At 70.5% G+C, this 5,640-nt stretch carries 4 protein-coding genes and 1 rRNA gene; 2 read left to right on the top strand and 3 right to left on the bottom strand.

All coding sequences use genetic code 11. From position 1 onward, the window contains the following. Nucleotides 1-122 precede the first annotated feature (122 nt). Entirely contained in the window at nt 123-1,412 is a 1,290-nt protein-coding gene (locus tag ACFV4G_RS42805; RefSeq protein WP_380448972.1) for a citrate synthase, read from the bottom strand. Between the two features lie 225 nt (nt 1,413-1,637). After that, nucleotides 1,638-3,875, bottom strand: a complete 2,238-nt coding sequence (locus ACFV4G_RS42810) for an ATP-dependent RecD-like DNA helicase (protein WP_380448974.1) — start codon at nt 3,873-3,875, stop codon at nt 1,638-1,640. A gap of 264 nt (nt 3,876-4,139) precedes the next feature. On the opposite strand from ACFV4G_RS42810, the gene ACFV4G_RS42815 reads away from it, so the two are divergent. Further along, nucleotides 4,140-4,931: a VOC family protein gene (locus tag ACFV4G_RS42815; protein ID WP_380448976.1), complete on the top strand. Its 792-nt coding sequence runs from the start codon at nt 4,140-4,142 to the stop codon at nt 4,929-4,931. An 89-nt stretch (nt 4,932-5,020) separates the two neighbouring features. Beyond that, nucleotides 5,021-5,482, top strand: coding sequence for a GNAT family N-acetyltransferase (locus ACFV4G_RS42820; RefSeq protein WP_380448978.1), 462 nt, complete (start codon nt 5,021-5,023; stop codon nt 5,480-5,482). Nucleotides 5,483-5,565: 83 nt separating this feature from the next. Here the strand turns inward: ACFV4G_RS42820 and rrf are convergent. Continuing rightward, a 5S ribosomal RNA gene (gene rrf / locus ACFV4G_RS42825) occupies nt 5,566-5,640 on the bottom strand; the annotation flags it as partial.

The following is a 5,640-nucleotide window of genomic DNA, read 5'->3' on the forward strand; positions in this document are numbered from 1 at the left end:
GCCCCGTGGCGTGGGCGCCTCACCCCCCCGCCCCCGGGGGAACCCCCCCCCCGCGCCCCCGCCGCGGGCCCCCCCCCCGCCCCCGCCCCCCCCCGGGGCGCGCCCCCCTTCGGGGTTCTGCGTCAGCGCTCGCCGAGGGCGACGTAGTCGCGGATGGCGGTGCCGGTGTAGATCTGGCGCGGACGGCCGATGCGGCTCGTCGGGTCGTTGATCATCTCGTGCCAGTGGGCGATCCAGCCGGGCAGCCGGCCCAGGGCGAACAGCACGGTGAACATGCTGGTCGGGAAGCCCATGGCGCGGTAGATCAGGCCCGTGTAGAAGTCCACGTTCGGGTAGAGCTTGCGCGAGACGAAGAAGTCGTCCTTGAGCGCGTGCTCCTCCAGCTTGAGCGCGATCTCCAGCAGCTGGTCCTGCTTGCCCAGCTGGCCGAGGACCTCGTGCGCCAGCAGCTTGACCTGCGCGGCGCGCGGGTCGAAGGCCTTGTAGACGCGGTGGCCGAAGCCCATCAGCTTGACGCCGGCCTCGCGGTTCTTGACCTTCGTGATGAAGGCGTCGACGTCGCCGCCGTCCTTCTGGATGCTCTCCAGCATCTCCAGCACGGCCTGGTTGGCGCCGCCGTGCAGCGGGCCCCAGAGCGCCGAGATGCCGGCCGAGATCGAGGCGAACAGGTTGGCGTGGCTGGAGCCGACCAGGCGCACGGTGGAGGTGGAGCAGTTCTGCTCGTGGTCCGCGTGCAGGATCAGCAGCTTGTCCAGCGCGTTCACGATGACCGGGTTGAGCTCGTAGTCCTCGGCCGGGACCGCGAAGGTCATCCGGAGGAAGTTCTCGACGTAGCTCAGGTCGTTGCGCGGGTAGACGAAGGGCTGGCCCATCGACTTCTTGTAGGCGTAGGCCGCGATGGTGGGCAGCTTGGCCAGCAGGCGCACGGTCGACAGGTGGCGCTGGGCCGCGTCGAACGGGTTGTGGCTCTCCGGGTAGAAGGTGGAGAGCGCACCGACCACCGAGGACAGCATGGCCATCGGGTGGGCGTCGCGCGGGAAGCCCTGGAAGAACCGCTTGACGTCCTCGTGCAGGAGCGTGTGCTGGGTGATCTCGCGGTTGAACTCGGAGAGCTGGTCCGCGTTCGGCAGCTCGCCGTTGATCAGGAGGTACGCGGTCTCGACGAAGCCGCCCTGCGCTGCGAGCTGCTCGATCGGGTAGCCGCGGTACCGCAGGATGCCGTTGTCGCCGTCCACGAAGGTGATCGCGGACTTGTAGGCGGCGGTGTTGCCGAAGCCGTTGTCCAGGGTGACCAGGCCGGTCTGCGGAAGCAGCTTCGAGATGTCGAAGCCGGCGTTGCCCGCAGTGCTCTCGACGACGGGGTACTCGTACTCGCCGTCCTGGTACCGCAGTACTACCGAGTTGTCGCTCACGTCTTCCTCACCGACGAAATGAATCCTCTTCCAAGGTGCCCTGACTGTCTCTACCATCCCCCATCTGGAGGACAGCCGCGCACCCGGGGTGGCCCGAAAGGGCCCTCCCCTACAAAACCTGCCGCCGCAGCCGGTACGAACCGGACAAGATCGGCGCCATCCTAGGCTCTGCCGTAAATCTCTTCACGTCAAGAGAACATTAGAGGCAACCATCCTGTTGGATAATCATCCAGTGGCAAGTCGATGATCGAGCGCGGCGTGCCTCCGACCTGCGCTGACGGCCCGGACGGCCTGCGCGATCGCCTTGCGTGACCCCACCAGCACCACGAGTTTCCGTGCCCTGGTCACGGCGGTGTACAGGAGGTTTCGCTGGAGCATCGTCCAGGCGGACATGGTGACCGGAATCACCACCACCGGATACTCGCTGCCCTGCGAACGGTGGATCGTCACCGCGTACGCGTGGGCCAGCTCGTCCAGCTCGTCGAAGTCGTAGGGCACCTCCTCGTCCTCGTCGGTGAGCACCGTCAGCCGCTGATCGTCCACACTGAGGGCGGTCACCACACCCACTGTGCCGTTGAAGACCCCGTTCCGCCCCTTGTCGTAGTTGTTGCGCACCTGCGTGACCTTGTCCCCCACGCGGAACGTCCGCCCGCCGAACCGCCGCTCCGCCACCCCCTCCCCGGCCGGCGTCACCGCCGCCTGCAACAGCGTGTTCAGGTTCCCCGCACCGGCCGGACCCCGGTGCATCGGCGCCAGCACCTGGACGTCCCGCCGCGGATCGAACCCGAACCTCTGCGGGATCCGCCGCGCCACCACGTCCACCGTCAGACCCGCCGCCCGCTCCGCGTCGTCCTCCGCGAACAGGAAGAAGTCCGGCAGACCGTCCGTCAGCGGCGGCCTGCCCTCGTTGATCCGGTGCGCGTTCGTCACCACTCCCGACTGCTGCGCCTGCCGGAAGATCCGGGTCAGCCGCACCGACGGGACCGGGCCGCCGTCCGCCAGCAGGTCCCGCAGCACCTCGCCCGCGCCGACCGACGGCAGCTGGTCCACGTCCCCGACGAACAGCAGGTGAGCCCCCGGCGGCACCGCCTTGACCAGCTTGTTCGCCAGGATCAGGTCCAGCATCGAGGCCTCGTCGACCACCACCAGGTCCGCCTCCAGCGGCCGGTCCCGGTCGTACGCGGCGTCCCCGCCGGGCTTCAGCTCCAGCAGCCGGTGCACCGTCGACGCCTCCGCCCCGGTCAGCTCCGCGAGCCGCTTCGCCGCCCGGCCGGTCGGCGCCGCCAGCACCACCTTCGCCCGCTTCGCCAGCGCCAGCGTCACGATCGACTTCACCGTGAACGACTTGCCGCAGCCCGGACCGCCCGTCAGCACCGCGACCTTCTCCGTCAGCGCCAGCCGCACCGCCTGCTCCTGCTCCAGCGCCAGCTCCGCCCCCGTCCGCTTCGCGAGCCACTCCAGCGCCACCGGCCAGTCCACCCCCGCGAACCAGGGCATCCGGTCCGCGTCCGAACGCAGCAGCCGCAGCACCTGGTTGGCCAGCGAAATCTCCGCCCGGTGGAACGGCACCAGGTACACCGCGGTGATCGGCTCGCCGCCCTCCCCCGGCACCGACTCGCGCACCACCCCCTCCAGCGCCACCAGCTCCGCCAGGCAGTCGATCACCAGCCCCACGTCGACCTGGAGCAGCTTCACGCCGTCCGCGATCAACCGCTCCTCCGGCAGGTAGCAGTGCCCCTGGTCGGTGCTCTGCGACAGCGCGTACTGCAGCCCCGCCTTCACCCGCTCCGGGCTGTCGTGCGGGATCCCCACCGCCTGCGCGATCCGGTCCGCCGTCAGGAAACCGATGCCCCACACGTCCGAGGCCAGCCGGTACGGCTCGTTCCGCACCACCCCGATCGAGCCGTCGCCGTACTGCTTGTAGATGCGCACGGCCAGCGAGGTCGACACCCCCACCCCCTGCAGGAAGACCATCACCTCCTTGATGGCCTTCTGCTCCTCCCACGCCGCCGCGATCTTCTTCGTCCGCTTCGGCCCCAGCCCCGGCACCTCGATCAGCCGGCCCGGCTCGTTCTCGATCACCTCCAGGGTGTCCACCCCGAACCGCTCCACGATCCGCTCGGCGAACCGCGGACCGATCCCCTTGATCAGCCCCGACCCCAGGTACCGCTGGATGCCCTGGATCGTGGCCGGCAGCACCGTCGTGTAGTTCTCCACCGTGAACTGCCGCCCGTACTGCGGGTGCGAGCCCCACCGCCCGTGCAGCCGCAGCGACTCCCCGACCTGCGCGCCCAGCAGCGCCCCCACCACGGTCAGCAGGTCGTTCGCACCCCGGCCGGTGTCCACCCGGGCCACCGTGTACCCGGTCTCCTCGTTGGCGTACGTGATCCGCTCCAGCACCCCCTCCACCTGGGCGAGCTGGCGCTGCGCGGGTTCCTGTCCCGCCTGCGGCTGCCTGGCCACCGGGACCCCCCTTCGACCGGTACGGGCGGACCATTCCGCTACGCACCGTACCGCCCCGGTCGGACACGTCCGGACCGCTCCCGGACGGCACCCCTCCGGCCGCCCTCCGCCCTCCGGCCGACCTCCAGCCGCCCCGGTCACGGCCCGTCACGGCCGTGACCGCCTGCCGTGCGGCCCACCGGTGCAGGTGCCAGGCTGGGAGGGGCGGGGGGCCACCGACCGCACCCGTGCCCGCACGGGCCCCGTCCGAGGAGCAGTGCCGCCATGCTCACCACCGACTACCGGCCCGGCGCCCCGATCTGGCTCGACCTAGGCAGCCCCGACACCCGGGCCTCCGCGGACTTCTACACCGCCCTGTTCGGCTGGTCCACCGACTCCGCCGGACCCGAGGCCGGCGGCTACGGCTTCTTCCGGCTCGACGGCCGGACGGTCGCCGCCTTCGGCCCGCTCGTCGAGGAGGGCTCGCTGCCCACGTGGACGGTGTACTTCGCCACGCCCGACGCCGACCGCACCACCGAACTCGTCCGCCAGGCGGGCGGACGCGTCCGGTTCGCGCCCTTCGACGTCTTCACCGCGGGCCGGATGGCCGGCTACACCGACCCGACCGGCGCCGACTTCGCCGTCTGGCAGCCGCACGACACCCGCGGCCTCGACGTGGTCACCGCGGAAGGCAGCCTCTGCTGGACGGAGTGCTACAGCGTCGACGCCGAACGCGCGAAGTCCTTCTACCGCGCGGTCTTCGACTGGCAGGAGCAGGACGTCCCGTTCGGCGAGGCGCTCTACACCGTCCTCACCCCGGCCGGCGGCGGCACCGACGACGCCCACGGCGGCATCATGCAGCTCGGCCCCGAACACACCGCCCGCGGCACCTCGTCCCACTGGCTCCCGTACTTCGAGGTCCCCAACGTCGACGCCGCCCTCGCCATCGCGACCACCCTCGGCGCGACGGTCCGGATCCCCGCCATGGACGTCCACGGCGTCGGCCGGCTCGCCCAGCTCCAGGACCCGCACGGAGCGGTGTTCGCCGTCATCACCAGTGCCAAGCCCGGCGAGTGACGCGGAATCACCCCGGGAAGGGCCGTGAAGGGGTGCTACGGGCGTAGACAGGGGGTGGTGCGGGAGATCGGGGCCCCTATTCTCTGATCATGACCGAGACGACCGTTCTGACGATCCGCCGGGTGACGGAGGCCGATCTGCCGGCCATCGTGGCGATGCTCGCCGACGACCCGCTGGGCGCGACGCGCGAGAGCCCCGACGACCTCACCCCGTACCGCACCGCCCTCGCCCGCATCACCGACGACCCGAACCAGCACCTGGTCGTCGCCGAACGCGCCGGCCGAGCCGTCGGCACGCTGCAGCTGACGCTCGTCCCCGGCCTCTCCCGGAAGGGCTCCACCCGCGCGATCATCGAGGGCGTCCGCATCCACGCCGACGAACGCGGCAGCGGCCTCGGCACCGAACTGATCGAGTGGGCGATCCACCGCTCCCGCGAACTCGGCGCCGACCTCGTCCAGCTCACCTCGGACGCCACCCGCACCGACGCCCACCGGTTCTACGAGCGGCTCGGCTTCGTACGGTCGCACTACGGTTTCAAGTACCGGCTCTGACGTCCGGGGAAACGCCCTGAAAAGCCCCTGGAAATGCGAAAAGCCCCTGATCCGAATGGATCAGGGGCTTCTCTTGAATGATTGTTCGGCGGCGTCCTACTCTCCCACAGGGTCCCCCCTGCAGTACCATCGGCGCTGTGAGGCTTAGCTTCCGGGTT

Source organism: Kitasatospora sp. NPDC059747, from assembly GCF_042732955.1.
Lineage (GTDB): Bacteria > Actinomycetota > Actinomycetes > Streptomycetales > Streptomycetaceae > Kitasatospora.